General features: G+C 62.3%; 19 protein-coding genes, 4 tRNA genes and 2 pseudogenes. 8 read left to right on the top strand and 17 right to left on the bottom strand.

The genetic code is table 11. The features are described from left to right. Window positions 1-19: 19 nt before the first annotated feature. Window positions 20-535: a DUF2062 domain-containing protein gene (locus tag MF4836_RS16005; RefSeq protein WP_078471071.1), complete on the top strand. Its 516-nt coding sequence runs from the start codon at window positions 20-22 to the stop codon at window positions 533-535. Between the two features lie 59 nt (window positions 536-594). Here MF4836_RS16005 and MF4836_RS16000 read toward each other — a convergent pair whose 3' ends face one another. The 4 genes from MF4836_RS16000 to MF4836_RS15985 all read right to left on the bottom strand — a co-directional run bounded on the left by MF4836_RS16000 (window position 595) and on the right by MF4836_RS15985 (window position 3760). Next, window positions 595-1374: an ABC transporter permease gene (locus MF4836_RS16000; protein ID WP_020300250.1), complete on the bottom strand. Its 780-nt coding sequence runs from the start codon at window positions 1372-1374 to the stop codon at window positions 595-597. After that, window positions 1371-2303 carry an ABC transporter ATP-binding protein gene (locus MF4836_RS15995; protein WP_020300249.1) on the bottom strand — a complete coding sequence of 311 codons (933 nt, stop codon included), beginning with the start codon at window positions 2301-2303 and terminating at the stop codon, window positions 1371-1373. Before MF4836_RS15995 ends, MF4836_RS16000 begins: the two co-directional genes overlap by 4 nt. Before the next feature lie 132 nt (window positions 2304-2435). Beyond that, window positions 2436-3059, bottom strand: a complete 624-nt coding sequence (locus MF4836_RS15990; protein WP_078471070.1) for a glutathione S-transferase family protein — start codon at window positions 3057-3059, stop codon at window positions 2436-2438. A 41-nt stretch (window positions 3060-3100) separates the two neighbouring features. Next, window positions 3101-3760 (bottom strand): transglutaminase-like domain-containing protein, encoded by a 660-nt coding sequence (locus MF4836_RS15985; RefSeq protein WP_078471069.1) that lies wholly within the window; start codon window positions 3758-3760, stop codon window positions 3101-3103. A 237-nt stretch (window positions 3761-3997) separates the two neighbouring features. On the opposite strand from MF4836_RS15985, the gene MF4836_RS15980 reads away from it, so the two are divergent. Continuing rightward, a complete protein-coding gene (locus tag MF4836_RS15980) occupies window positions 3998-6445 on the top strand; it encodes an acyl-CoA dehydrogenase (protein ID WP_078471068.1) in 2448 nt (815 codons plus the stop codon). A gap of 88 nt (window positions 6446-6533) precedes the next feature. Further along, window positions 6534-6941 carry a PA2817 family protein gene (locus MF4836_RS15975; protein WP_020300245.1) on the top strand — a complete coding sequence of 136 codons (408 nt, stop codon included), beginning with the start codon at window positions 6534-6536 and terminating at the stop codon, window positions 6939-6941. Between the two features lie 71 nt (window positions 6942-7012). Here the strand turns inward: MF4836_RS15975 and MF4836_RS15970 are convergent, their stop codons facing one another. Next, window positions 7013-8011 (bottom strand): LysR family transcriptional regulator, encoded by a 999-nt coding sequence (locus tag MF4836_RS15970; RefSeq protein WP_078471067.1) that lies wholly within the window; start codon window positions 8009-8011, stop codon window positions 7013-7015. 90 nt (window positions 8012-8101) lie between these two features. Between MF4836_RS15970 and MF4836_RS15965 the strand changes: the two genes are divergently transcribed. The 3 genes from MF4836_RS15965 to MF4836_RS15955 all read left to right on the top strand — a co-directional run bounded on the left by MF4836_RS15965 (window position 8102) and on the right by MF4836_RS15955 (window position 10246). Then, complete coding sequence (locus MF4836_RS15965) at window positions 8102-8728, top strand: hypothetical protein (protein WP_078471066.1); 627 nt, start codon at window positions 8102-8104, stop codon at window positions 8726-8728. A gap of 107 nt (window positions 8729-8835) precedes the next feature. Next, window positions 8836-9606, top strand: a complete 771-nt coding sequence (locus MF4836_RS15960) for a 2OG-Fe(II) oxygenase (RefSeq protein WP_078471065.1) — start codon at window positions 8836-8838, stop codon at window positions 9604-9606. 1 nt (window position 9607) lies between these two features. Then, a complete protein-coding gene (locus MF4836_RS15955; protein WP_078471064.1) occupies window positions 9608-10246 on the top strand; it encodes a LysE family translocator in 639 nt (212 codons plus the stop codon). Window positions 10247-10320: 74 nt separating this feature from the next. On the opposite strand, the gene pelG is transcribed toward MF4836_RS15955, so the two are convergent. From pelG to MF4836_RS15915, 8 genes and pseudogenes are all read right to left on the bottom strand, one after another. After that, window positions 10321-11691 carry an exopolysaccharide Pel transporter PelG gene (gene pelG, locus MF4836_RS15950; RefSeq protein WP_078471063.1) on the bottom strand — a complete coding sequence of 457 codons (1371 nt, stop codon included), beginning with the start codon at window positions 11689-11691 and terminating at the stop codon, window positions 10321-10323. Beyond that, window positions 11691-13205, bottom strand: a complete 1515-nt coding sequence (pelF, locus tag MF4836_RS15945) for a GT4 family glycosyltransferase PelF (RefSeq protein WP_078471062.1) — start codon at window positions 13203-13205, stop codon at window positions 11691-11693. Before pelF ends, pelG begins: the two co-directional genes overlap by 1 nt. After that, window positions 13202-14191 (bottom strand): transporter, encoded by a 990-nt coding sequence (locus MF4836_RS15940; protein WP_078471061.1) that lies wholly within the window; start codon window positions 14189-14191, stop codon window positions 13202-13204. The genes pelF and MF4836_RS15940 overlap by 4 nt, the downstream gene beginning before the upstream one ends. Then, entirely contained in the window at window positions 14169-15536 is a 1368-nt protein-coding gene (locus MF4836_RS15935) for a PelD GGDEF domain-containing protein (RefSeq protein WP_078471060.1), read from the bottom strand. The genes MF4836_RS15940 and MF4836_RS15935 overlap by 23 nt, the downstream gene beginning before the upstream one ends. Before the next feature lie 5 nt (window positions 15537-15541). Continuing rightward, window positions 15542-16060 carry a hypothetical protein gene (locus MF4836_RS15930; RefSeq protein ID WP_020300236.1) on the bottom strand — a complete coding sequence of 173 codons (519 nt, stop codon included), beginning with the start codon at window positions 16058-16060 and terminating at the stop codon, window positions 15542-15544. A 29-nt stretch (window positions 16061-16089) separates the two neighbouring features. Further along, window positions 16090-19668: a tetratricopeptide repeat protein gene (locus MF4836_RS15925; protein WP_078471059.1), complete on the bottom strand. Its 3579-nt coding sequence runs from the start codon at window positions 19666-19668 to the stop codon at window positions 16090-16092. Continuing rightward, window positions 19646-22456 (bottom strand): annotated as a pseudogene (locus tag MF4836_RS15920) (endo alpha-1,4 polygalactosaminidase). The gene MF4836_RS15925 and the pseudogene MF4836_RS15920 overlap by 23 nt, the downstream one beginning before the upstream one ends. A 61-nt stretch (window positions 22457-22517) precedes the next feature. Further along, on the bottom strand, window positions 22518-23429 hold the full coding sequence (locus MF4836_RS15915) for an NAD-dependent epimerase/dehydratase family protein (protein WP_443217345.1): 912 nt from the start codon (window positions 23427-23429) through the stop codon (window positions 22518-22520). Between MF4836_RS15915 and MF4836_RS36155 the strand changes: the two are divergent. Then, window positions 23319-23606, top strand: a pseudogene (locus MF4836_RS36155) (hypothetical protein); the annotation flags it as partial. The gene MF4836_RS15915 and the pseudogene MF4836_RS36155 overlap by 111 nt on opposite strands. A gap of 429 nt (window positions 23607-24035) precedes the next feature. Here MF4836_RS36155 and MF4836_RS15910 read toward each other — a convergent pair. The 4 genes from MF4836_RS15910 to MF4836_RS15895 form a co-directional block, all read right to left on the bottom strand. Next, window positions 24036-24111, bottom strand: a tRNA-Gly gene (locus MF4836_RS15910). Window positions 24112-24114: 3 nt separating this feature from the next. Then, window positions 24115-24190: transfer RNA gene (locus MF4836_RS15905), tRNA-Glu, on the bottom strand. A 104-nt stretch (window positions 24191-24294) separates the two neighbouring features. Continuing rightward, a tRNA-Gly gene (locus MF4836_RS15900) sits at window positions 24295-24370 on the bottom strand. A 3-nt stretch (window positions 24371-24373) separates the two neighbouring features. Next, window positions 24374-24449 (bottom strand) — tRNA-Glu (locus MF4836_RS15895). A gap of 372 nt (window positions 24450-24821) precedes the next feature. Here MF4836_RS15895 and MF4836_RS15890 point away from each other — a divergent pair. Then, window positions 24822-25580 carry a hypothetical protein gene (locus tag MF4836_RS15890; RefSeq protein ID WP_078471057.1) on the top strand — a complete coding sequence of 253 codons (759 nt, stop codon included), beginning with the start codon at window positions 24822-24824 and terminating at the stop codon, window positions 25578-25580. Window positions 25581-25614 lie beyond the last annotated feature (34 nt).

Below are 25614 nucleotides of genomic sequence, written 5' to 3'. Positions count from 1 at the left end.
GAACCGACCGAGAAGCCTTATGCCCCGGCGCTTAATCAGACGTTACATGCCCGATCCGAGCAGCATCAGGGAACACAAATCCTTACGCTTTCTAGGCACCCTGCTGCATGACCCGAACCTCTGGCACCTGAACCGGCACTCGGTGGCCCGAGCCATGGCCGTGGGTCTGTTCGCGGCCTTTATCCCGATACCGATGCAGATGCTGCTCGCCGCCGTGCTCGCGGTGACGGTGCGCGGCAATATGCCGATTGCAGTCAGCCTGGTGTGGCTGACCAACCCCATCACCATGCCTCCCGTGTTCTTCTGCACTTACCAGCTCGGCGCCTGGCTGATGAATGTACCGCCTCGCAGCTTGCCCGATGAGCTGACCTGGGAATGGATCAGCAGCCAGCTCTCGACCCTGTGGCAACCATTCCTGCTGGGTTCGGTGGTGGCCGGCGTGGTGCTTGGCGCCCTCGCCTATTGCCTGACGATGCTCTATTGGCGCTGGTGGGTGGCTCGACAATGGAAGCGCCGCAAGCGCAGCCGCTCCTGAAATGCAAAAAGGCCTCCACATGGGAGGCCTTTTTCATGCAACGGTCGTGGCCATGACGCCTACTGGCGCATGCCGCGCCCGCTGACCAGCAACCGCGCGCAGCCGATGTACAGGACCACGGTCGCCACCAGCATAAAGGTGATGGCCACGCTGATCTTGATGTCCGAAACACCCAGGATGCCGTACCGGAAGGCATTGACCATGTGCAGCACCGGGTTGGCCAGGGACACGGTCTGCCAGAACGGCGGCAGCAGGGTAATGGAGTAGAACACCCCGCCCAGGTACGTCAACGGCGTCAGGACGAAGGTCGGGATAATCGAGATATCGTCGAAGTTGCGCGCAAAAACGGCGTTGATAAAGCCCAGCAGGGAGAAGATCGTCGCCGTCAGCACCACCACCAGGATCGTCAGGCCCAAGTGATGCACCTGCAAATGGGTAAAGAACAGCGAGAGCAAGGTCACGATCACCCCGACCATCAACCCGCGCAGCACGCCGCCCAGGGTGTAGCCGATCAGAATGGTGTGCGGCGACACCGGCGATACCATCAGTTCCTCGATGGAGCGCTGAAACTTGCTGCCGAAGAAGCTCGACACCACGTTGCCGTAGGAGTTGGTGATCACCGACATCATGATCAGCCCCGGCACGATGTACTCCATATAGGTGAAACCACCCATATCGCCGATTTGCCGACCGATCAGATTGCCGAAGATCACGAAGTACAGAACCATGGTGATCGCCGGCGGCAGCAGGGTCTGGGGCCAGATCCGGGTAAACCGCCGCACCTCGCGGTAGACAATGGTATTGAGCGCGACAAGGTTGGGCTGCAGCTCGGAACTCATACCGCCACCTTCGACAAGTTTTTCTCCACCAGGGACACGAACAACTCCTCAAGGCGATTGGTTTTATTACGCAGGCTCAGGACTTCGATGTTCTGCAATGCCAACTGCCCGAACAACGCAGTGATGCCCACGGCTTTGTCGACCTGCACTTCGAGGGTGTGGCTGTCGACCAGACGGTTCGGGTAACCGATCAGTTGCGGCGCCACCTGCATGTCGTTTTTCAGATCGAGCAGGAAGGTTTCCACATGCAGCTGACCTAGCAGGTTACGCATGCTGGTGTTCTCGACGATGGTGCCGTGGTCGATGATGCCGATGTTGCGGCACAGCTGTTCAGCCTCTTCCAGGTAATGGGTGGTGAGGATGATGGTGATGCCTTTCTGGTTCAGTTCGGTGAGGAAGGTCCACATCGAACGCCGCAGCTCGATGTCCACGCCGGCCGTCGGTTCGTCGAGAATCAACAGCCGCGGTTCGTGCACCAGGGCCCGGGCGATCATCAGGCGCCGCTTCATCCCACCGGACAGCGAGCGTGAGGGCACATCGCGCTTGTCCCACAGGCCAAGCTGGGTCAGGTACTGCTCGGCGCGCTCCTTGGCGATTTTCGCCGGGATGCCGTAGTAGCCAGCCTGGGTCACGACGATGTCGAAGGTCTTTTCGAACTGGTTGAAGTTGAATTCCTGCGGCACCACGCCAATGCAGCGCTTGAGCGCGGCCGGTTGACGATCCAGGTCGTGGCCAAAGATGTTCACCGTACCGCTGGTTTTGTTCACCAGGGTCGAGAGGATGCCGATGGTGGTGGATTTACCGGCGCCATTGGGGCCGAGCAGGGCAAAAAAGTCACCTTCGGCGACGTCCAGATCGATACCACTCAGGGCCTGGAAACCGTTGCCGTAGGTTTTGGTTAACTGCCGGATGGACAGAGCGGAACTCATATCGGATTCATGCACCAAGAAGGGGGAAAGAGAATAAATAAGAGCGCACCGTTGCAATTACAACGGCGTCGAACCCGGCAATGTTGCTTGGCGACGCCGCACAAGTACAGTCACGCGTAGTGATAGTCAGTATTAAGTCAACGCGGTCATGACCGCCAGGCGATACGCCGGACGCGCCTTCAAACGTTGATACCAGGCCTCTAGATTGGGCATCTGCGGCCGCTCGACGGGCATCTCGAACCACGCATAAATAAAGCTGCCGAGGGGAATATCGCCGACACCGATTTCCTCGCCGGAGAGGTACGGATGCTGCGCCAGTGCCTGATCGACCACCTGCAACAGATCACCGCAAGTTTTCAGCGCAGCGTTGATCTTGACCCAGTCCTGCTCCGCCGCAGGAGTGCGCAACACGCCCCAGAACAGATGCCGGAACGGTTCGGCAAAGGTCGAGGTGGTCCAGTCCATCCACTTCTCGGCGCTGGCTCGGGCCTGGGGATCAGCGGGGTACCAGGACGAATCGGCGGCGTGGCGCGCGGCCAGGTAGCGCACGATAGTGTTGGATTCCCAGAGCACGAAACCGTCGTCCTCGATCAACGGAATCCGCCCGTTGGGATTCATCGCCCGGTATTCAGGCGTATCGACCACACCAAAAGCGCCGCCGGCATCCAAGGCCTGGTAGCTCAGCCCCAGCTCCTCGGCGCACCACAGTGCCTTCCTGACGTTCGATGAGTTTTTCCGACCCCAGATCTTCAGCATGACCGCTCCTAAATAGTGAGTGCGCAGCAGTCTACGCCGGATCAGCCGCGACTCAAATCACTCTGCATGTCCCCCAACAGCTGGGGTTGCTGCTCGCCAAACAGGTGGGGATAGCATTTTTCCAGGTGGGCAAAGAAGAAGGTCTCGGGCACATCGGGGAACTGGCCGTGGTCCACCAGATACTCCATCAGAGGCGCGCCCTGACGGTTGAACGGGTGGAACACGCTGTCGTGCACCCCGTCGAACTCCAGCGGCGCCACATCGAACAGGGTGCACAAACCTTCGTTGAAGGCAGGCGTGGCCTTGACCCAACGGCCTTCCAGGTACAGCTCGGTATAGCCGTGCATGGCAAACACATCGCTGCGCAGCAACTCCAGCAGGCGCGGAGTCGACAGATGATTGCGCACGTCGGCCAGGCCGATCCGCGCCGGTATCGCGCACTGCCGGGCACAACCGGCAAGCAGGGTGGCCTTGGGCACGCAGTAGCTTTCGCCAGCCTGCAATGCGTAGCTGCCGCACAGGGTCTGGGGATCGAGACTGAAGGTGTAGGGGTTGTAGCGTACCGCTTCGCGAACCGCGTAGTAGAGGCTTATCGCCTGCTGTCGAGGGTCACGACTGGAACCTCGATGAGTTTCGGCGAACTCCACCACCGCTGGGTGGTCACTATCGATGAAGCGGCTGGGGCTCAGGTACTGATGCATGAGGCTGGTCTCCGGCGCAAACCTGGAGTCTAACCAGGCATCCGGCCCAGAGATAACGACGTTTCGGCCAATTATCAGTGCCTGGCGCTGTGTGCTGCACCCCACTCAAGAACCCGCCTGACGTTGTCTGTCGGCTATTTCTTACCGATTCAAAGGTACCGCGCTGATCACCCGTTTTATCGGATGCCGACTAAGCTCTGAGGGTGATTTTGCCCCTGGTTTCACGGAGGATTAAATATGCTGTTGTTGTGGATACTGGTTCTGGTGGTCGGTATTGCCTATCTGGCACACCGGCGCATCGCCCCCCTGCCCGCCCTGGGTGTGGTCGCCGTTTACCTGTTGGCCATGGGCGCATTCACCCACGCGCCAGGCTGGCTGCTGCTGATTTTCTGGGTGCTGCTGGCGGCCGTTGCCGCGCCGTTGCTGCTGCCTGACCTACGGCGCAAGCATTTCAGCGCGCCGCTGTTCAATTGGTTTCAAAAAGTATTGCCACCGATGTCGCAGACCGAACGCGATGCCATCGATGCCGGCACCGTCTGGTGGGATGGCGAATTGTTCAGCGGGCGGCCGAATTGGGACACCCTGCTGGCCTACCCCAAAGCCCAGCTGAGCGAAGAGGAACAGGCCTTTATCGATGGCCCGACCGAAGAGCTCTGCGCCATGGTCAGCGATTGGCAGATCGGCCAATCCATGGACCTGCCGCCTGAAGCCTGGGACCACATCAAGCAACATGGCTTCTTTGCCCTGATCATTCCCAAGGAGTTCGGCGGCAAGGGCTTTTCCGCCTACGCCCACTCGCAAGTGGCGATGAAGCTGGCGACCCGCAGTGGCGACCTCGCCTCCACCGTGATGGTCCCCAACTCCCTCGGCCCGGCCGAATTGCTGCTGCACTACGGCACCGACGAGCAACGCAACCACTACCTGCCGCGGCTGGCCCGTGGCGACGATATTCCCTGCTTCGCCCTGACCGGCCCGTTGGCCGGCTCCGACGCCGGTGCGATGCCCGATACCGGGGTGATCTGCAAAGGACAATGGCAAGGCGGGGAAACCCTCGGCCTGCGCCTGAACTGGGAAAAGCGCTACATCACCCTCGGCCCGGTCGCCACGTTGCTTGGCCTGGCCTTCAAGGCCTATGACCCGGACCACCTGCTGGGCGACAAGGAAGACCTGGGCATCAGCCTGGCACTGATCCCGACCGAAACCCCGGGTGTCGACATCGGCCGGCGCCACCTGCCCCTGGGCGCGGCGTTCATGAATGGCCCGAACTCGGGCAAGGATGTGTTCATCCCCCTCGAATTCCTGATCGGCGGCCAGGAAATGCTCGGCAAGGGCTGGATGATGCTGATGAATTGCCTGTCGGTCGGGCGCTCCATCTCCCTGCCGGCGGTGGGCACCGGCGCGGCCAAGTTCACCAGCCTGGTGACCGGCCAGTACGCCCAGGTGCGTGAGCAGTTCAATGTGCCCCTGGCCGCCTTTGAAGGTATCCAGGAAGCCCTGGCGCGCATCGGCGGCAACGCCTGGCTGATGGACAGCGCGCGCATGCTGACCGCCAACGCCGTCGACCTCGGGGAAAAACCCTCGGTGCTCTCGGCCATCCTCAAGTACCACCTGACCGAACGCGGCCGCGAATGCATCAGCCACGCCATGGATGTGCACGGCGGCAAGGGCATCATCATGGGCCCGAACAACTACCTGGGCCGCAGCTGGCAGGGCGCACCGATCTTCATCACCGTGGAAGGCGCGAATATCCTGTCGCGCAACCTGATGATCTTTGGCCAGGGAGCGATTCGCTGCCATCCGTTCGTGCTCAAGGAAATGGCCCTGGCCGGGCGTGAAGACAAGGATCAGGCCCTGCGCGAATTCGATGGCCTGCTGCTCGACCACATTGGGTTTGCGGTGAGCAACGCCGCCAGCACCCTGGTGCTGAACCTCGGCTTCGGGCATCTCGAACAGGCCCCCGGCGACAAGCTCAGCCAGGGTTATTTCCGCGCCCTCAACCGGCAGGCGGCGGCGTTTGCCATGCTGGCCGACCTGAGCATGATGCTGCTGGGGGGCGAATTGAAGCGTCGTGAACGCCTCTCGGCGCGCCTGGGCGACGTGCTCAGCCATATGTACCTGGCCTCGGCGGCGCTCAAGCGATATCACGATCTCGACTCGCCGGAATACCTGCAGCCGCTGTTCGCCTGGGCCATGGAGGAAAGCCTGGGGCATTCCGAGCGCGCACTGGATGAACTGCTGAGCAACTTCCCGAGCCGGATTCTCGGCTGCCTGTTGCGAGTGGTGGTATTTCCCTTTGGCCGTCGTCACACCGGGCCTTCGGACACGCTGGACGCTGAAGTCGCGGCCATCCTGGGCAGGGCCAAAGGTGACCCGGCGCTGGAAGCGGTGCTCGCCGGCTGTTATCGCCCGCAATCGAGCGACGACCCGGTGGGTGCCCTGCAACACGCCTATGACTTGCTGGGCGCCAGCCATCCGCTGCAGAAAAAACTTCACGAGGCGCTCAAAAGCGGCCAGGTCAAACCTGCCGCGGGTGAACATGCCATCGACGCCGCGCTGCAAGCCGGCGTCCTGCAGCCTGGGGAAGCCCAGACCCTGCGTGACGCAGAAGCTGCGCGCCGCCGCGTGATTGATGTGGATGATTTCGCCAAGGAAGAGTTGACCTTGAGCGAGGGGAAAATCCGCTAGGCCAGATCGCCTCGCAGCGGGGCGATTATGAAACCGGGCGCCGGAGCTATATACTCCCGCGCCCGTTTTGCTCTTGAGGACTTATGTCATGTCCAACGTCGTCGCCGATCATCTTGTCCTGCTTGACCACCTGCGCAGCATTCTGGTCGCGGTAGGTGAAGCCGAGCAGGTTCCCGAAGAAAGCCACGCCCTGTTTCTGGAACGTTTCGACGAACTGCGTGCCCTGCTGCCGGTCGACCCGATCGAAAGCCAGTACCTGGGCCAGGACCTGATGTGCCAGGTCATCCAGCGTTATCCACAAGTGGCACACCTGGTGCCGCGGGATTTGCTGTGGTTCTTCGCCGGTGACTGCCTGCACTACATGCCCGATGAAGAAATCGACCTGTACCAGGCCCTCGAAGAGCGTCGCTTCGAAGCGGAGCAGAATGACGAGCCGTTCGATTGGAACCAGGAAAAACAGCTGCTGGCGCTCTCCGCCCAGGACAGCAAGCACTGAGCCCGAATCGCTTGCTAAAAAGGCCCACACGGTAACCCCGGCGGGCCTTTTTTTATGCTGGAACCTGCGCCCTAGAGCAGGCCGTCGCACTCGGGCAATTCGTATTTACCCGCAACCCGCATCGCGTCGCCCTGCTTGCCCGGCTTGCTCAAGGTCGGCTCCCTGGCCAGGCACTCCACCAGGTAGTCGATAAACACCCGCAACTTGGGCGGCAGATAACGGGTCGGTGAATGCAGCAGCCAGGCGCCGCCGTGGTAGGAGGCGTGGAAGGTCCAGTCCGGCAGTACCTGCACGATCAGCCCCTGGGCCAGGGCATGGCGCGCGGTGAAATAAGGCAGGCTGCCGATGCCGATATGTTCCAGCACCGCGCCCAGGCGCACGCCGGTGTGATTGGCGGCGTAGCGCCCGCGGACGCCCACAGTCACCGCTTTCGAGCCTTTCTTGAATTTCCAGCGGGCGTCGCTCGGGGTTTCTCCCAAGTAGATGCAACTGTGATCGAGCAGGTCATGGGGGTGGCTGGGAGTGCCATGCTGCGCCAGGTAATAGGGTGTCGCGCAGAGGATGTGATCGATGGTCAACAACTGGCGCCCCACCAGCCCCGCCGGCGGCCGATCGGTGATGCGGATCGCCAGGTCGACGTTATCGTCGATCAGATCGACGCTGCGATCCTCCAGCAGCAACTCCACATCCACTTTGGGATAACGGCGCAGAAATTCCGGCATATGGGGGTGCACGACAAACCGCCCCACGGCCTTGGGCACGCTGATACGCACCAATCCTTCGGCCTCGTGGGTGAACTGGCCGCTGATCTCCATCACTGACTTGGCGGCGCTGACCATCTCGCTGCAACGTTTGAACACCTCCTCTCCGCCTTCGCTTAACCGCAGCTTGCGCGTGGTGCGTTGCAGCAAACGCGTGGCCAGGGCCTTTTCCAGACGGGAGATGCTGCGGCTCACCGCCGAGGGCGACGAGCCCAGTTGCCGCGAGGCCTCCGAGAAGCTTCCGGTCTCCACGACTTTGACGAAAATCGCCATTTCACCCAGCAGCGGCAGCGGAAGATTTATGCTCACAACGCAACAGTCCTTTGATGTTTGAATGGATTATCACGCAATCAGCCCCTTCATATAATTAAAAATTCAATTTTAATAAGAGCCGGGAATATGACGCTTCGCCTCTTCTTCCACAGCGATGAACTCAAGGCCAACGTGGAAGTTCTCGAGTGCAGCGCTCACGAGGACCACTTTGCGGTCGTGCTGCGCGCCACCCTTTTCCACCCTCAAGGCGGCGGACAACCCTGCGACACCGGCTGGATCGGCGAAAGCCAGGTACTGAAAGTAGTCCAGGAACCGGAGCGCATCGTGCATTACGTCGACCAGCCGGTGAAACCGGGGATGATTCAGATCCAGGTCGACCCCCAGCGACGCCAATTCAATACCCGGATGCACTCGGCCGGCCACCTGATCGGCCACTTCGCCGAAACCCTGGGCTGGATACCGACCAAGGCCCACCACTGGCCGGGCGAAGGTCGGGTGTCATTCAAACCCGGGGAAAACCCTCAGGATTTCGACACCGCGACCATTCAGCACGCCCTCGAACAATGGATCGACAATGACCTGCCACGCCTGATTTCCCTACGCGAAGGCTCGCGGGAAATCGGCTTCGGCGAGTTGCCTGCCTACGGATGCGGCGGCACTCATGTCAAGCGCCTACAGGAGTTGGGCACAGTCAATATCGCTTCCCTTTCCAACAAAAAGGGAACGCTCTCGGTTCACTACAGCGTGGACTGACTCATTCAGCGATGTCGCTGCAGACATCACGCGCGACTCATCGCCTGAAGCAAGGGGGGATTGCGCGTGCGCGGTCCCCAGGACTATCTAATAGAGGGATCTAGGACATGATGCTTGACGTCGAGCGGCTCGATGAAACGTGCATAAAAAAACTGGCCAACGAGGAAGTGCTCGCCCTGAGGCTGAAAAACTTCCTGGGACAGCCCCAGGCGATCGAACTGGGCGACAAGATTCTCGCCCCCGGCTTTGAAGGCTATATCAATGCCCCCAGCATCGGACGCATCGGCATGGCGTTCTACGAAGCGGAAAACCAGCCGCTGCTGATCGAGGACTACTTCGAGCGCGCCACCTCCAACATCACCGAACTGCGCAATCGCTGCGCGCCCTTCGCCTCCCCCGTCGACACCCTGCGCTGCATGCTCGACGAATCCTGGCCCGCCGGCGCCCACCTGGAGAACCTCTACGGACGCAAGATGTACGTCGGCCTGTCGCGCGTGGTCAAACCCGGCGTGTGCTTTCTGGCTCACCACGACATCTTCGCCAAGGACGCGCCGGAGAGCTTTCAGGCCCGCAGCCTGGAAGCGCAGTTTGCCTGCAACGTCTACCTGAACATGCCCGACGCCGGGGGCGCCTTGCAGATGTGGGACCACGACATTTCCCCCGACCAGTTCGACGAAATGCGCGGCGACAGCTACGGCATCGACCCTGCCCTGCTCGGCCCGCCGACCCTGGAAATCCTGCCCGAGCCCGGGGATTTCATCATGTTCAATTCACGACGCATGCACTCGGTCACGCCCGGCATCGCTGCGCCGCGCCTGAGCCTGTCGTTCTTTGTCGGCTACCGCGGCAATTCGTCGCCCCTGACTTTCTGGAGTTGAAATGCTTTCCAACTATCTTGGCGAATTCCTCGCCCTGGCGACCATCCACTTCCTGGCCGTGGTCGCCCCCGGCCCGGACTTTGCGGTGACCATCCGCCAGAGCGTGCGTTTCGGGCGAATGGTCGGGCTGTGCACCGCCATTGGCATTGGCGCCGGTATTTCCGTACACGTGCTGTACACCCTGCTGGGGGTCGGCGCGCTGATGCACACCACGCCCTGGCTGCTGACGGTGGCCAAGGTGATCGGCGGGGCCTACATCCTGTACCTGGGGATCAGCCTGTTGCGCAGCAAACCCAAGACCGCCGTCGAAGGCAGCAACGATAGCGTCGAACCGGCGCAACAGCAGACGCTGGGCAAAGCCTTCATGACCGGCTTTCTGACCAACGCCACTAACCCCAAGGCCACGCTGTTTTTCCTGGCGATTTTCACCACGGTCATCAGCGCCAGCACGCCGCTGAAGATTCAGGCGCTGTACGGGATGTGGATGTGCATGGTCAACGCGCTGTGGTTCATCATCGTCGCACTGTTCTTTTCCAGCGCCCGCGTGCGCCAGTTGTTCATGCGCCTGGGGCATTGGTTCGAACGCTGCATGGGGGTGATCCTGATTCTTTTCGCCGGGCGCCTGATCCTGTCGATGTAGCCTCACGCATACCAAAAAGGCCCGCCGGCAATGTTTGCCGACGGGCCTTTTTGGTTTTCGCGTGTGCTGAAGATTCAGCGCGACAGCATGAAAGTGTCGTACTCCAGGTCTTCCAGGGCACTGGAAAGACGATGCAGCCCCAGCAGCACGCACACCAGCAGCGACAGGGTGAACCCATAGCCGAAGAAGCTCGGGCCCAGGTACTGGCTGAACAGGGTCAGGACTGCGTTCAACACCGCGAACAACACGCACAACTCCAGGACCACGGTGCGCTTGTCGAGGTAGAAAAACACGTTGAGCAAGGCCATGAATACCACCTGGATACTCACCCCCACCAGGTCGATGTAGAACAGCGGCAGGTAGTAACTGGAGATCCCCAGCCAGTCCAGCAGACGCGGGGCAAACAGAAACAGCAGCACCACCGTCAGCCCCTGCACCTTGCAGATTTCCAGCAGCCCCTGACGAATCGACAAGGTCATTTCGGTTTTCAACTGGCCGATGTGTTGCAGCGTCTCGCCATCGCGAATCGCCCGGAACAGGCGGTCGTACCATTCGGCGAAGTCGGTTTCGATGCGCACCAGGAACACCGCCATGCCGGGGATGATCGCCAGGTACGCGATAAAGATCGGCAAGTCATAGAGGATCGACGCGCGCAACGGGCCGATCACCTGCCCCGAGGTCCCGGGGTTGAACCAGAACATGAACTTGTCGATCCAGATTCCCAGGTTATAGAAGAAGCCGGTGGCCAACAGACTGAGGAATACCTGGCGGCGCTCGAGGAAATCGAAGGCGATCAGTTTCTCGGCGCGGTACTCGCGCAGGATGTCGTACAGGAACAGGAACAGCAGCGTGCTATGGCCAATCAACAACGCCAGCAGCAGCCCGGGCATCTGCAGGAAACTCAGCAGGTAGGCGCTAACCACCATCAGCGTATAGCCCACCAGCATCACCAGCAGGATGCGGTTATAGGCCTTCATCCCCGACAGGAAGATGATCACCAGCCACAGGTTGCACAGCACCACGAAGTTCGCCAGCACCAGCAACCGGTAGATCAGCGGCTGATCGAACAGCAGCGCCAGGATCAACGTACCGAGGATTCCCGCCGCCAGGGTCACCAGCAACAACACCCCCAGCAGGTTGGGCAGGATCTGCTCAAAGCGCCGCTCGAACAATCGGTCGGAAACGAAGCGGGTGAAAAACAGCTGCAAGCCGCCGGTGAGGATCAGCGAGGTGGCCATCAGGTAAGTGACCGTCACCAGAAACTGCCGCACCAGCACATCGGGCAACAGCAGGCCAAGGCTGATGATGCCCACCAGCATCACGCTGACAATCGACAGGACCCAGGGCCCCGAGCTGATCAGCCCGGCATAGACATAGGCGTGCAGGGTGGCGGTGTAGGAATCCCGGGAGAGGATTTTCCGCAGTTCGAAGCCGATCCCGGCCATTAGCAATTCTCCATGGCAGTCTGGTACAGCTCGCGATAGCGCTTGAGCATCAAGGCCTCGGTGTAATAACGGGTCACGCGCAGCAGGCCACTGGCCTGGGCCGCCTGCCAGCTCGCCGGACTGCGCAGCAGCTCGAGGATCGCCGCACAAGTGGCCTGGGGGTCGGCAATCGCCACCACCTTGCCCGCGCTGCCCAGGTCACGGTCTTCGGCGCTGCCGCCTTCGATCAGCTCGCGGCACGAACCCACGTCACTGCTGACCACCGGCGTCCCGGCGGCCCAGGCTTCGAGAATCACCAGGGGTTGCGCCTCGCTGATGGAGGTCAACACCATCAGGCCCAGTTGCGGCAGGATGTCCTGGATGCGCTGGAAACCGAGGAAATGCACCTTGCCTTCCAGCCCCAGACTGGCCATCAGGCTGCGGCATTCGCTGACGTATTCCGGGTCTTCTTCTTCCGGGCCGACAATCCAGCCCTCGGCCTCGGGCATCGCGCTGATCACCCCGCGCATGGCCCGCAGGAAGGTTTTGACATCCTTGATCGGCACCACACGGCCGATCAGCCCCACCACCGGGGCGATGCCCGGCGCGCGCGCCTCAAGGGCGGCGCTCCATTGCGGCAGGTCGATGCCGTTGGGGATCACCTGGGTCCGCGCCGGGTCGGCACCGTCCTTGATCTGCCGTTGGCGGTTGCCGTCGTACAGGGCGATGATCTGGTCGGCGCTGTTGTAGGTCAGTTGCCCGATGCGTTCGAAAAACCGTACCCACAAGGTGCGGATATAACCCGAACCCGCATCCAGGCTGCCGTTCAGCGCCTGGCCCGAACTCTCGGCGATCCAACTGGCCTGGGCCAGGTCGATCTTGCGTTCCTTGGTGTAGATGCCGTGCTCGCTGAGCAGGTAGGCGCAATTCCAGCGCTGCTTGAGAATGCACCCCAGCATGCCCGCGTACCCGGTGGAGATCGCATGCAGCACCCGCGCCCGGGGCATGCGCCGCGACGCTTCGGCCAGCATCAGCAGCGGCGACTGCATCGAGCGCAGGGTCCAGAAATAATTGACGAACGACGGGTCGGCGCAATGCTCGCGATAGCCCTCGCTGAGGGTGGCCCAGCTGGCGCGGCTGCGCAGCACATCATCCAAGGTCAGTTGGCTCTGGGCGATGCTCGCCAGCAGGCGCTCACCGAGCTCGACCGCCGGCTGCTCCGGGTGATGCAGAAAGCGGTACAGGTCCGACAGTTGCTGCTCGTCGGCTGCTCGCGGTGCGGCCCGGCTTTCGCTGAGGTGCGTGGCGTCCTCGAGAAACACCTCCTCGATATGCAGCACATTGGCCGGAATCCCGTAGCGTCGTTCAGCGTACGCCTCGCGCTGGCCGCCGATAAACATCACGGAAAAGGTGAGGTCCGGCAAACCGAGGATCATCTGGTGGATCCAGCTGGAAACACCGCCGCGCACGTACGGCCAGGTGCCTTCGAGCAGCAGGCAGATATCGGTCAACGGGGTGTCGTCGCTATGGCTCATGTCCAGCTCCTGACCAATGCCGCGAAGGGCGGACGCTGGCGCATGTCTTCCGGCAGACGGGCCAGCAGCCCGCCGATCTCGTGGTAGCGCCTGGCCTCGAAGGCCAGCTCGGCACAGAACGGCAGCACCTGGGCTTCATCCATGTCACTGGCGCGGGCCTGGTTCAACAGCACTTCGGCCCGTGGAATATCGCCCCGCTCCAGGGCGATGCGCCCGGCCAGCAGCAACAATTCGCCGCCCTTGCCGGCCAGCAGGCCCTGCTCGGCATGTTCACTGGCCTGGTTCAACACGTGTTCGAGCACGCTGCCCTGGGCCAGGCCCAGGTAGGCCAGCTCCCAGTACCAGCGCGCCAGGGTGGCATGCAAGGCTCCCGCCGCCTGCGCGTTTGCGCTGGGCAACTGCGCGAGGGCCAGCTGGATCCGCAGGTTGATGTCGTTTTCCTGCTTGTCGAGCATCGAATACGCCAGCAGCCGCACATCGTCGCTCGGGTCGCCCAGGGCCAGCTTGAGGATCGGCACCGCGTCCCGCCCGGGCATGCGCCGGGTGGCCAGCAGACCGGCCAGGCGCTGATCCGGGTCCGGCGCATGGCGCAGCACATCCTGCAGCCCGGCATCGGCGAAGGTTGGCGAATGCAATTGCACCTGGGCGCGGAATGGCAGCGTGGGAATGCCCACCGCCTGCCAGGCCTGCTTGTCGCGTTTGCGCGGCAGGTACAGCGCCGGGAAGATCGCCGCCACCACGCCCAGGGTGCCCAGCACCGGCACAAAGAACGCCAGGCTGAAGATAAACAGCGGGCTCCAGGGCAGCGGCGCACGGTAGCGTGCCGGCAACAGGCGCCATACGGCCGCGCACAACAGCGCGCTGGCCAGGCCATGGCTGAGGGTAAACGCCAGGAATTGCTGCCATTGCGGGGCGACCATCCACAGGCTGGCCCAACTCCCCGCTTCCAGCAGCAGTGCGCCGCTAAACAGCCACTTGCTGATCATTCAGACCACACTCATTGAACAGGAAATTACGCAGCTCATTACGCTCACCGGCAGGTTCGAGGCTGTAAGGCAGCACCCGCACACCCAGGCTGGCCAGGTCGCTGTCGATGCCGAAATGCTCGTGCAGCATCAGGCCGATACGGGCCAGATAACCTTCGCCGCCTTCCGGGCTGGTCAGGGGCAGGAGCACCAGCAGCAGGCGATTGCCTCGGCTGTTGAGTAACGGCAACTGCAGGTCCAGGCCACGCTGGCTGCGTTCGAACAGGCGCGCCAGTTCGTCGTTGGCGCGGGTCATTTCGAAACCGAACAGGCCAGCGGTCAGGCCGTGCTGCTCGACATCCACCAGCGAACGCTTGAGCTGCTGGGTGAAATGCTGCGCATCGGCATCCGCCAGTTGCAGAACCTGTTGGTCGCGACGCAGCAGGTCGGCGATGTGCCCGGCCAGCAGCGCCAGCAAGCTCAAGGTGCGCTCCTGGAAAGCGAAGAACGGCATCTGCCGCACTGCCAGGATCGCCAGCAGGCGGTCTTCGGCGTCGATCAACGGGATGCAGGCCTGCAACGAAGAAAACTGCATCGAATGACCGGCATCGATCAGTTCCTGACGCACGCTCACCAGCTCGCCGCGCTCCAGGCACAATTTGATCAGTTCGTCGTCAACATCCAGCGCGCCCATGACCCCGATGCTGGCCAAGGCCTCAGGCAGCACCTGTTTTTCGTTCTCATGCACCCGGTACAAACCGGCCACCCGCAACGAGCCGTACTGGCCCAACACCGCCAGCACCGCATCGGCCAACAGCGCCAGGCCATCGCCCTGCCCCGGCATCAGCCGCAGTTTGTCGCGCAGGCCCAGCAGGGAGCTGCGCAGGCTCTGGTCACTGCCCGCCACACGCTGCTCGAGCAGGTCGTGGGAGACCCTGAGGATCTGGTGCGAGCGGGTGAACTCGTCAAGGCGGTACTGGCGATAGTTGTTGGCCATCTGCAAGCGCTGCAGGCGCCGCTCCCACAGATCCCGGACCTCGCCCACCAGCATCCCGCAGACCAGTACGCCGACAATGAATGACGGTTCGATCTCGGCATAACCTTCAAGCCCGTTATGACGCAGGACAAACACCGCCAGCACCAACAGCCCGGCGCTGAGCAGCCCGCGGACAAAACCGTAGCGCACCCCGACCAGCAATGGCGCCAGCACCGGCCAGGGAAAGGGCGCGAACATCTGCAGCGGGTCGTTCGGGGCCAGCCACAGCCCCAGGCCGATGGCAAGGCCGGTGACCAGGAAGGTTTCCAGCCAAGACACCGGGCCGCTGGCGCGAGGCGCCAGGCTGTAATCCATGTGCGGAGAATTCATTGCGATCACTCGAACCGAAGGGCGCCAACAAGTTTGCCGAGCACCTTTTGCGCAGTGCCGGCCAGGCTTTCACGGGACCAACCGGCGCGCGCGCCACTCTTGCTCCACAGCACACGACCAGTGCCGGCTTCCAGCACGCGCAGGCTGATGCCTACCGCCGGCTCGCCGTCGAGACCGTTCTTGTACTGCCATTCCTCGACGCTGCCGGCGACCACATAATCGAGCTTCTGCTCACGGGCCCAATCCAGGGCACCGGCCAGGCGCTCGTTGTCATCCATCAGCGCCTGTTCGCCCTGGGTCGAGACCGGGTAGACCTGCGGCTGCACGCCATGGCTGCTGAGCACACTGAGCAGAATCTGCTCGCTGCGTTCACCGGCCTGGGGCGTCTGCGAGTAGTTGACCATCGGCACGATGCCCCACTGTGCATTGCGCGGCAGGCCCGGGCTGGTTTCGCTGGTGAAGCTGGCGCAACCGGCCATGAGCAGGGCGGCCAGCGCCAGGCTCAGGTTACGAATTGATTGCATAGGTTTTATCTCCTGTAGACATTCCATGATCAGCGTCCGAAACGCACGCCGTAGCTCACACCCAGGATGCCGCCGGACTGCCCGTCCCCGCCTTGTGGCGCAGATTGGTAGCCAAGGGTCAGGGCCAGTTCGTCATCCCCAAGAATCTCGACACCGATACCGGTGCTGAGGCCGTAGTTGAAACTTTTGTCGAACCACTGCCAGCCGGCCGTGACATCCACCAGCCAGGTGTATTGCGGACGTGTGCGGTTCAAGGCGCCGGGCATGCCGCGCCGCCACGAACTGCCCACATACAGCTGGCCGTAACGGCTTTGCAACAGATCACTGGCCAGCACCGTGGGCGACTCAAGCGGGTTGTCCGGGTTCTTCACCGGGCCACCGTTGCCACTGGCCAAGTCGTCCAGGGTGCGGTCATCGACCCGGTTGTGCTGGTAGTCGATACCGCTGCGCAGGGTCCAGTTCGGCCCTTCGAATTCCAGGGTGTGGTTGTATTCCATCTTCAATGCCTGCCCCTGGCCCAGGGAGTCGCCACCCCGGGTGGAAAACGACTTCTGTGCCACTTCCCAGCTCAGTTGGTCACGGGCAGACAACCCATGGCGCCCGGCCAGCCAGACACTGTCGTGCTGGCCGAAAGCACGCATCAGCCCGCTGTCCTCGCTCTTGCGGTGCCAGTCGACCCCGGTCTCCAGCTCATCGCTGACGCCCAGCTGCCAAGTGCGGCTGAGCCCCAGGCCATTGCGGTCATCGTCCCGACGCTGGCTGGTATCGGCGATCAGTTTGTAGCTGCCGTTCTCTACCTGACGCTGCAAGGTCAATTCGCCATTGCGCTCCTGACCCAGGCGCGAAGAAATCAGCTGGTCACTGTTGTAGGTGCCCTGCTCCAGGACCAGGTTGGCGTACCACTGGTCCCCCAGGTTGCGCGCAACCCGCAGGCGCGGCGCGTTGAACTCCAGCCCGCCGTAGTCTTGCTCCTGCCACGACAGTTGCGCGCCCTGGGGCGTGCGCTCGTGGATCTCCACGGCCTGGCGTCGCAACTGCTCGCGTACGGCCTGGGGCTGCTCGTAGCCGAGGGCCGACAGGCTCACGTCCAGGGCCGCGCCGTCACGCCCCAGGCGACTCAGGGCCTGGGCCCGTTGGGCCGGGTTGAGGTCACTGCTGGCAAGCAAGGTTTCGACCTGCGCCGTGTTGCGGCTGCGCAAGGCTTCCTGAATCTGCTCATAGCGCTCGACCTTCAGGCCTTGCTGGCGAGCCCAGGCCAGCCATTGATCCTTTTGCGCTTCCTGATTGGTCGCGTCGAGGCGCGCCAGCAAGCGGTCGAACCACAATTGCAGCATGGCCGGCGAACCGTCCTGCCACTTCAGCACCTGCTGCTGGGCCTTGCGCGGCGAGTAACTGCTGGCCACCAGGCGCAGCCAGATCCCGTAGCGCGGCGATTGCGGCTGCAGGTTGTCGCCCTCGGGGCTGCGCAACAGCTTGAGGCGCAAACGCTGGGCCGCGTCCTGATAACCGGCGCCGTCCAGGGCATCGGCATAGGCCGCCTGCACCAGCCAATCGTTGGGGCTGCCCTTGAGGTACAGGCGATACCAGGCCAGGGCCTCGCTGTTGCGGCCAAGCATCTGGCTGGCGCTGGCGAATGGCAGCCACAGGGTCCGGTCCTGCCGCGCCTGGGTCCGCCACTGGCTGAGCAATGGCTTGAGCTGCTCGACCCGGCCCTGATCGACATACAGCCACATCAACCGTTCGCGAAACAGGTTGTCGTAGGGGAAGCGGGCCAGGCCCGACAGGTACAGGCGCTGCGCCTCGTCGAACTGCCCCTGCTGCATCGCCAGGGCACCGCGCGCCGCCACCACCTGGGCCTGATCGTAGACCGCCGGGTACTGCTCGGCGTCCTTGATCAACGCCGCCACCTGCGGCCAGTCCTGCAGTTCCTGGGCTTGCTGCAAGGCTTCCACCAGGCGCTGCGGATCATGGCTGCGCTGCCAGCCGGCGACCATCAGGGCCAAGGCTCGTTGCGGATCGCTGGTGCGATACAGGGTGATCAACTGGCTCTCGTCGCCGCTGTTCAGCGAGCCCTTGAGCGCCAGCAGTTTCTCCAGGGAAACCTGCAACTCATCATCCAGCTCCAGGTCCCAGGCCAGTGCCGCGCGGGTACGCCAGTAGCTGTCGTCGGTGATCTTGCGGTTATCCACCTGCAACACCTTCCAGGCGGCCTGATTGTCGAAGAGCTTGAGCCAGGTGTTGGCCCAGTCGACGCGTTCGGTGCTGGTCAGGGCAAAGCGGCTCGACATGCCGCTGTAGGCCTTGGTCTTGGCCGCGAACTGGCCGGTGTTTTCCAGGTTCTGCAGCAGGCGGGTCCAGGCCAGGCGGTGTTTCGGGTACTTGCGCAGATAGGTGTGCAGCCAGGCCTCGGCCTGCTCCGGGGTGCCGCGGGATTCATGACCGTAGATCAGCGCGTCGAGCTCGACGTCAGTCAGCGCCCGCTGGTCCATGATGCCGGCCAGTAACGGGATGCTGCGATCAAAGTCGAATTGCTGGCTCGCCAGGCGCCAGGCGTGCTCGCGGGTCTGCGGGTCTTCACGCAGCGCCAGAAGGCGGATCCAGTACCCCAGTGCCTCATAGGTCTGCCCCCGCCATTCGCCAAGGTGGCCCATCTGCTCCAGCAGCTCGGGGTCATCCGGGTGAACCGCCAGCAGTTGCTGGCCGGCACTCCAGGCGCCGTCGAGGTCGCCGAGGGCCAGGCGCATCGTGAAGTCCTTGGCCAGGATCCGCGGGTTATCCGGCTGCAAGGTGCGCCATTGCTGCACCAGGCGCTGCGCGAGGTCGAAGCGCTTGTTGGCCACGGCCACATCCACGCCCTGTTCCAGCCAGGCCGCATCGGTTTCCGGGTTGTTTAGCTGATCCAGTTCATCGGCCAATACCTGCGCCGCCTGCTCGCCACGTCCGGCGGCCAACAGGCTGTTAAAAGCCAGCTGCGCGTAACGACGGCGCTCTTCGGGTTGCTGAGTGTCCTGCTTGAGCAGCAGGTAGATGTCCGCGGCACGGCCCGGCTCCTCCCCCGCCAGGTACCACTGGGCGGCGGATTTGAGCGATTCGATACGCTGCTGCGGGTCGCGCTCGGCCAGTTCTTCATAAACCCCGGCGGCGAACGCCGGGGCTTGCAGGCTCAGCGCCAACTTAGCCAGGCGCTGCAATTGTGGCAGCGGCAACTGGCGATGGTCGAAGGCTTGCAGACGCTCCACCAGGCCCTTTGCGGCGCCCTGTTCCTGGCTGCTGGCGGCGACCAGGGTGTCGATTTCCAGCTGGTAATACGCGAGCAACGTCGGCTGCGGATGGGCCCAGCTGTCCAGGTTCTGTCGGGCTTTGGTGTAGTCGCGCAACTGGATCAACAGGTCCACCAACTGCAAGCGCAGGCGGTCATCTTCCGGGTGCGCAGCCAGCAGCAGTTCGGCGTAATTGGCCGACACGGCGTCCGGCTGCCGGCCATCGGGCTCGAACAGTTCTTCTCGCTGGAAGGTCAGCCACAACAGGCCGCCCACGGCGACCGCTATCACTACCAGTGCCCAGGGATTGAGCAGGCGGCTGCTTTCAGTTGCAGAGGAGTTGGGCATGACTCACCTGCTTCATGGGGAGTTGGAAATGCCAGAGGCCTGCCGACCCCTGACCCGCGAAACGCTGGCCGTCGACTTCAACCCGGCAGGCGCCAGGCGCACGTACCGAGAAGCTCAAATCGACCTGGCCGGCAAAAGAGAAACTCACCCGGCGCTCATCCAGGTAGCGCCATTCCTGCAGCGGCAAGTTGGCTTCCTCCAGGGCCAGACGCGGGTCGCGATCGGCCCGCAAAACCAGCAACGCACGGTCGCTGCTCAAGTGCACATATCGCCCTTGGGGCAAATCGCGAACCCCGGCGATACCGCTGGAGCGACCCAGGTCCGGCCAGCCCATCTGCGGGTCCAGGCGCAGGGTGCGCAAGGCATCCATGCCCCGTACCTGCCAGGCGCCATCGGCGGTGCGCGCCAGGCTGGACTGGTACAGGCCGTGCAGGCGATCCAGGTAATCACTCATCCACAGGGAGATCGGCTGCTGGCCTTTCATGTAGCCGTAGATCTCGTTCATGGCCTTGATCGAGGCCTGCTTGGTGCTGGAATAGAAGTGGTAATACAGGTGCAGGCCGCGCATGCGCCGTGGGCTGTCGGTCAGCTCGAAGGTGTCGATCACATCGCGAAAGCCGTAGTACGGGCCTTTCCACAAGTTGGTGTAGAGGTTCTCGTTGATGATCGGCGCGTAATACTGCAAGCCGCCTTCGGTGGGACGCAGCAGCGGGTTGAGCCCGGTCAGCGACGGGTTGGCGCGGGTCAGCATGGTCTCGGCGCCGTTCACGTTCTTCAGCCCGGCGTCGTAGGCCAGCTTGATGGTCGACGGCGCGGGCAAAGCGTCACCCGGCCAGAACACCACCTTGACCGGTTTCTCGGGGGTGGTCAGGTGCTGATTAATGTAGTCCCGCGAACCGAAGATCTCACGCCGAAAATCGATTTTGTCGTAGCCCGGGATGGCCATTTTCAAGCCGTACTCAGGGTTGAAACCTTCGCGTTTCTTCGCCACTTCCGGCTGCATGAAAAACGGATGGCTGAAGGTGTGGGTGGCGACTTCGACTTTCGGGTCGGCAAAAATATCCCGGGCAATCGGCTCCAACTCCCGGGCCAGGAACGGGAACATGCCGCGCGGGGAAATCTCGCCTTCGATGATCGACACCGACGTCAGGAACGGGTTGGGACGGATGAAGTCATCCAGCACCTGCTTGCCGGCATAAGGCGTACCCCGGACCTCGGCGCGCGAGGGGAAGCCGTCACCGTCAATGTGCACCGTGGCAATGCGACGACCGTTTTCGGTGGTGGTGTCCGGACGCGGCTGCACCGGCAGGCGCAAGGCCGCCTGGAGGAAGGCAAACGGATCGAGAATCCAGCGGCTGCGCTCGTTGTTCACTTCCAGAACATAAGGCGCCAGCGCCAGGCCGCCCCACGCCGCGACCGCTACTGGCGCAAACTCCTGGCCGCCCTCGCCCTTGAGCAGCAATGCGGCCTTGGGGCCTTTGGGCAACAGAGAGATGGCGGTCAGGTCACGGGAACGCGGCTGCACCGGTGCTTCGAACGCGCCGATCAGGGCCTTGTCCTGGTAGGTAATCTGCAACGCCTGGGTCGCCGGCGGCGCGGAGCGTTCGAGCCCCAGGCGCTTGAGCAGGACCTTGTCCTCCACCGGAAGGCCGGCGAAAAACACCAGCGGCACCTGCTCGTCGAGGCGCTTGTTGAGCCAGCGGTTGAACACCTGGCTGTCTTGCGGCGCACCGCTGGTCATCCAGGTCAAAACGCCGGCGTACAGGCCGCTGAAGCTGTACTCAGGCAGCGCATCGGCCGCCAGGTAATCCACGCGATAGCCCAGGTACTCCAGCAAGCCGCCGAGCAGGGTGTGCCCGGCATTGCGGATCAGGTCGCCTTCACGCGGGTCGAACACCAGGGCGATACGCCGGGGCTGGACTTCAATGCTGCTGATGCCTAGGGAATCCAGGTCCGGGGTGCCGATGTAAGGGATAAACCCCTCGTCGCGCAGGCGCCGAGCCAGTGTGCGCGCCTCTTCACGCCGTTCCGGCGGCAGGTAGTCGATGGCCACCAGCGGGATGCCCTTGGCGCGCAACGGTTGCAGGTGAGTTTCCAGCCACTGGCGATCCGCTTCCGGGACCGGGCGATAACGCTTGGCCGAAGCATCCCAACCGGCGTGGATCGACTCCACGGCGACCGCCGCAGGCACACCCTCCAGCTCCGGCAACACCTCGAAGCCGCGGTTGAAAAACAGCTTCAGGGCCGGTTGGCGCTGATGCAGTTCCCGCAGGAAACTGGCCAGGGCCAGGCGCTGGGCTTCCTGGTCTGCGGCCGGAAGCAGTTGAAAACTGTCCAGGGTGTCGAGGAACAGACCGGCATAACCCTGGGCCTGCAGCGCCTTGGCCTGGGCGAACAGCTACTCGCGCCAGGCCGGTGCTGCCAGGTTCATCACCTGGCTGTTCCAGGCCTTGTTGCGCGTCGGGCTGACGGCGGCGCCCAGGGCTTGCTGGTCCAGCTCGCGCTTGCCGCCGTGGAACTCACCCACCGAGAGATAAGCGAACGGCTGGCTGCCCATCCCACTCAGGGTTTTGACATCCGCGGCCGCCATGTGCCCCGGCTCGACCACGGCCCAGTCAAATTGCGCCAGCTCCGGCAACGGCGGTTTATCGGCGTACCAGAACGCCACGTTGGAAGGCGCCACCGGGGCCGCGGCATGCACCGCCGCGCCAGTAAAACAGAGCGTCAGGGCAGCCAGCAGGCGTTTGATGGCCGAGCAGAAGTGCGTCCCGCGAAAAACGTTTTCCATAACTCACTCTTGAGATGACTGAGCCGATACGTGGATGTCTCGGCTGATGTGACGGACCGAGTTACAAACTGCGGATCAGTTGCGCCAGGCCATCGCCGATAGAGGTCGGTGCTGGCAGGGTGAAGCGCTCGAGCAGACGAGTGTTATTGGCGCGCGAGTGGCGAATGTCGCCCAGACGTGGCGCGTGGTGGATCACGGTCAGGGGGCTGCCGGTGGCGCGGCCCAGTTCGCCGATCAGGTCATTGAGGCTGGTGGAACGGCTGAGGCCGACGTTGACCGCACCAGGGGCCGGCTGATCGGCTTGCAGCGCCTGGATCAGGATGCTGACCAGGTCCGCTACATAGACGAAATCACGGGTCTGATCGCCGTCACCGAAGACCGCCACCGGCTGCTTGGCCATGGCCCGCTCGGTGAAGATGCTGATCACCCCGGAATACGGCGAAGACGGGTCCTGGCGCGGCCCGAAAATATTGAAAAAGCGCAGGATCACCGGCTCCAGACCGTGCTGGCGGCGGTAGAAGTCCAGGTAGTACTCGCTCGCCAGCTTGTCGGCGGCATAAGGCGTGAGTGGTGACTTGGCGGTGTCCTCGGGGATCGCCGTGCCCTCGCCGTTATTGCCGTAGATCGCCGCGCTGGATGCGAACACCACCCGGTGGATGCCGGCGTGCAGCATGTTTTCGCAGACGTTGAGGGTGCCGACGAAGTTGCTCTGATGGGTCGCGACCGGGTCGTCCACCGACGCTTGTACCGAGGCCACGGCAGCCAGATGCACCACGGCCTGGCAGCCAGACATGGCCTGGGCGACAGCATCGCTGTCGGCGACATCGCCGATGATCAGGCTCAGGTTGCCATTGTCCATGGGCAGGTTATTCACCTTACCGGTGGACAGGTTATCCAGCACACGGACCTTGTAGCCCATGGCCAGCAACGCTTCGACCAAATGAGAGCCGATAAAGCCAGCTCCGCCCGTCACCAATATCCGCTCAGAAAACATGCAAAAACTCCAAGAAACTGTATCCGCCTGCCACTTTCAGCCTGCCAAGGGGCTGGGCCGGCGCAGGGCATCAATGCCTGCCGCTGTTTTCGTCGGAAAACCCCGCCAAAGACGGCGTTTCGGCCGAATTTGAACGCGATTCGCCGCGACGCATAGCTGGCTATGCGCCATCGAATGCGGCGCCGATAGTGAGATACCCGCCCAAGAGTGTCAATATTTTGTTTTTGCTTTGTATTTTTTCGCGGACAAACGGTAATACGCCAATAAAATGCCATTTGTTTGACGACAATATAGAGTCGCTCTATAAAAAGGACTGCACCCATAGCGGCAAGACGCCCGATCTAAAGCGGTTTCCCTAGGATTGACGCCACGTCAGGCGATTGAGTGGCTCCGACTGAAAGACTGAAAAAATGGCTGATATGCCATGGTGCAGGCGGAACTTCTTGGGGGACTCAAGGACTTCAGGAGGGATGGCAGGCTCGGATTCGTGCCTGGAGATCAATAATCCACTGTTTGAAAAAACAGTGGATCGGTAAATCGCGGACAAACAAAAACGCCGCTCAATGAGCGGCGTTTTTGTAAAATTGGAGCGGGAAACGAGACTCGAACTCGCGACCCCGACCTTGGCAAGGTCGTGCTCTACCAACTGAGCTATTCCCGCAAATGGCGTCCCCTAGGGGACTCGAACCCCTGTTACCGCCGTGAAAGGGCGGTGTCCTAGGCCACTAGACGAAGGGGACACGCTAACTGAAATACATGGTGTGTATTCCAGTGCCCAGACCCGAATCCGAAGACTTGGTCCTGGTTTCACTCAGCACCACCCGAAGGCACTGCTGTTTAAAATTGGAGCGGGAAACGAGACTCGAACTCGCGACCCCGACCTTGGCAAGGTCGTGCTCTACCAACTGAGCTATTCCCGCATATGGCGTCCCCTAGGGGACTCGAACCCCTGTTACCGCCGTGAAAGGGCGGTGTCCTAGGCCACTAGACGAAGGGGACACACGTACAACATTCACTGCTTACTGCGTTTCGCTGTGTGCTTTACGCTGTAAGTGGCGCGCATTCTATGGATGGATTGGGGGGTCGTCAACCCCCTGATATAAATTTATTTAAATCAATGACTTCCCCGCCGATTACCGGCCTGGGCGAGCATTTCTGTCGCCCGGGCTTTGACGCCTATATTCTGGCACCCGACAAGGCGTTATAGTCCAGCGCTGCCAATGATGGCAATGTGCACCTATTGCCGCCACTACCTATATAAGCAGCGTTGCAGCTTGGCCCGGCTCGTCGAGCGGCGCTATGCGCCCCCATGCGAAGCCACTACACTCGCACGCGAAATCCTATAAAGAGGTCTTAACGGTGACACCACTCATGATCACCCTGCTAGTTGTAGCCGGGATCGTAATACTGATCGCCATTGGCTACATGAACCATGTGGTGGAAAACAGCAAACTGGAAAAGGCCCGCACCAAGGTCGAACTCAATGATCGCCTGCGTCGTTGCGGCGAAATCACCGAGACATTCCCCGGCCAGTTGATGACACCGGCGCTCAAGCTGCTGCTGACCCGACTGGAACTCAACGTCAACCAGCGCCTGCTCAACCTGCACAAGTCCGATAGCGGGATCAAGGCCCGTATCGCCGAGCTCAATGCGTTGATCGCCCAGGGCGAATCGATCCCGGTGAACAACCCACCCTGCCCGATCCAGACCGAAGCCAAGGCCAAGGATGTGCGCTTTCTGCTGGAAGCCATGCACGGCCAGGTGACGCGCGCGGCCCAGGACGGCTTTTTGCCGACCAATGAAGCCAAGCGCTGGATCCGCGAGATCCGCCATCTGCTGGTGCTGTTGCACATCGAGTTTTTCAACAACCTTGGCCAGCATGCCCTGCAGCAGGGCCAGCCCGGCCAGGCGCGCCTGGCTTTCGAGCGCGGCGCCCAGTACCTGCGCAAGCAGCAGGACCCGAACACCTACAGGGAGCAACTTGAGTACCTGGAGAAGCTCCTGGCCCGGGCCAACTCGATGGTGCTGGCCAGCACCCAGCCGGTCGAAGGCGAAGTCAACCAGTTGACCGAAGGCCTGAAGACCGCCGAAACCGATGCCGACTGGAAGAAGAAAGCGATCTACGATTGATGCCAGCCCCTTGCCCCACGAGCTCCTCGTGCGG

Source organism: Pseudomonas sp. MF4836, from assembly GCF_002018875.1.
Classification (GTDB): Bacteria; Pseudomonadota; Gammaproteobacteria; order Pseudomonadales; family Pseudomonadaceae; genus Aquipseudomonas.
This window is presented reverse-complemented; position numbering and strand designations above follow the sequence as displayed.

What these genes read in the sequence shown, in the direction of transcription:
- MF4836_RS16005 (WP_078471071.1), top strand. Translation starts at nt 20, where the DNA reads ATGCCCCGGCGCTTAATCAGACGTTACATGCCCGATCCGAGCAGCATC.
- MF4836_RS16000 (WP_020300250.1), bottom strand. Translation starts at nt 1,374, where the DNA reads ATGAGTTCCGAGCTGCAGCCCAACCTTGTCGCGCTCAATACCATTGTC.
- MF4836_RS15995 (WP_020300249.1), bottom strand. Translation starts at nt 2,303, where the DNA reads ATGAGTTCCGCTCTGTCCATCCGGCAGTTAACCAAAACCTACGGCAAC.
- MF4836_RS15990 (WP_078471070.1), bottom strand. Translation starts at nt 3,059, where the DNA reads ATGCTGAAGATCTGGGGTCGGAAAAACTCATCGAACGTCAGGAAGGCA.
- MF4836_RS15985 (WP_078471069.1), bottom strand. Translation starts at nt 3,760, where the DNA reads ATGCATCAGTACCTGAGCCCCAGCCGCTTCATCGATAGTGACCACCCA.
- MF4836_RS15980 (WP_078471068.1), top strand. Translation starts at nt 3,998, where the DNA reads ATGCTGTTGTTGTGGATACTGGTTCTGGTGGTCGGTATTGCCTATCTG.
- MF4836_RS15975 (WP_020300245.1), top strand. Translation starts at nt 6,534, where the DNA reads ATGTCCAACGTCGTCGCCGATCATCTTGTCCTGCTTGACCACCTGCGC.
- MF4836_RS15965 (WP_078471066.1), top strand. Translation starts at nt 8,102, where the DNA reads ATGACGCTTCGCCTCTTCTTCCACAGCGATGAACTCAAGGCCAACGTG.
- MF4836_RS15960 (WP_078471065.1), top strand. Translation starts at nt 8,836, where the DNA reads ATGATGCTTGACGTCGAGCGGCTCGATGAAACGTGCATAAAAAAACTG.
- MF4836_RS15955 (WP_078471064.1), top strand. Translation starts at nt 9,608, where the DNA reads ATGCTTTCCAACTATCTTGGCGAATTCCTCGCCCTGGCGACCATCCAC.
- pelG (WP_078471063.1), bottom strand. Translation starts at nt 11,691, where the DNA reads ATGGCCGGGATCGGCTTCGAACTGCGGAAAATCCTCTCCCGGGATTCC.
- pelF (WP_078471062.1), bottom strand. Translation starts at nt 13,205, where the DNA reads ATGAGCCATAGCGACGACACCCCGTTGACCGATATCTGCCTGCTGCTC.
- MF4836_RS15940 (WP_078471061.1), bottom strand. Translation starts at nt 14,191, where the DNA reads ATGATCAGCAAGTGGCTGTTTAGCGGCGCACTGCTGCTGGAAGCGGGG.
- MF4836_RS15935 (WP_078471060.1), bottom strand. Translation starts at nt 15,536, where the DNA reads ATGAATTCTCCGCACATGGATTACAGCCTGGCGCCTCGCGCCAGCGGC.
- MF4836_RS15930 (WP_020300236.1), bottom strand. Translation starts at nt 16,060, where the DNA reads ATGCAATCAATTCGTAACCTGAGCCTGGCGCTGGCCGCCCTGCTCATG.
- MF4836_RS15925 (WP_078471059.1), bottom strand. Translation starts at nt 19,668, where the DNA reads ATGCCCAACTCCTCTGCAACTGAAAGCAGCCGCCTGCTCAATCCCTGG.
- MF4836_RS15890 (WP_078471057.1), top strand. Translation starts at nt 24,822, where the DNA reads ATGATCACCCTGCTAGTTGTAGCCGGGATCGTAATACTGATCGCCATT.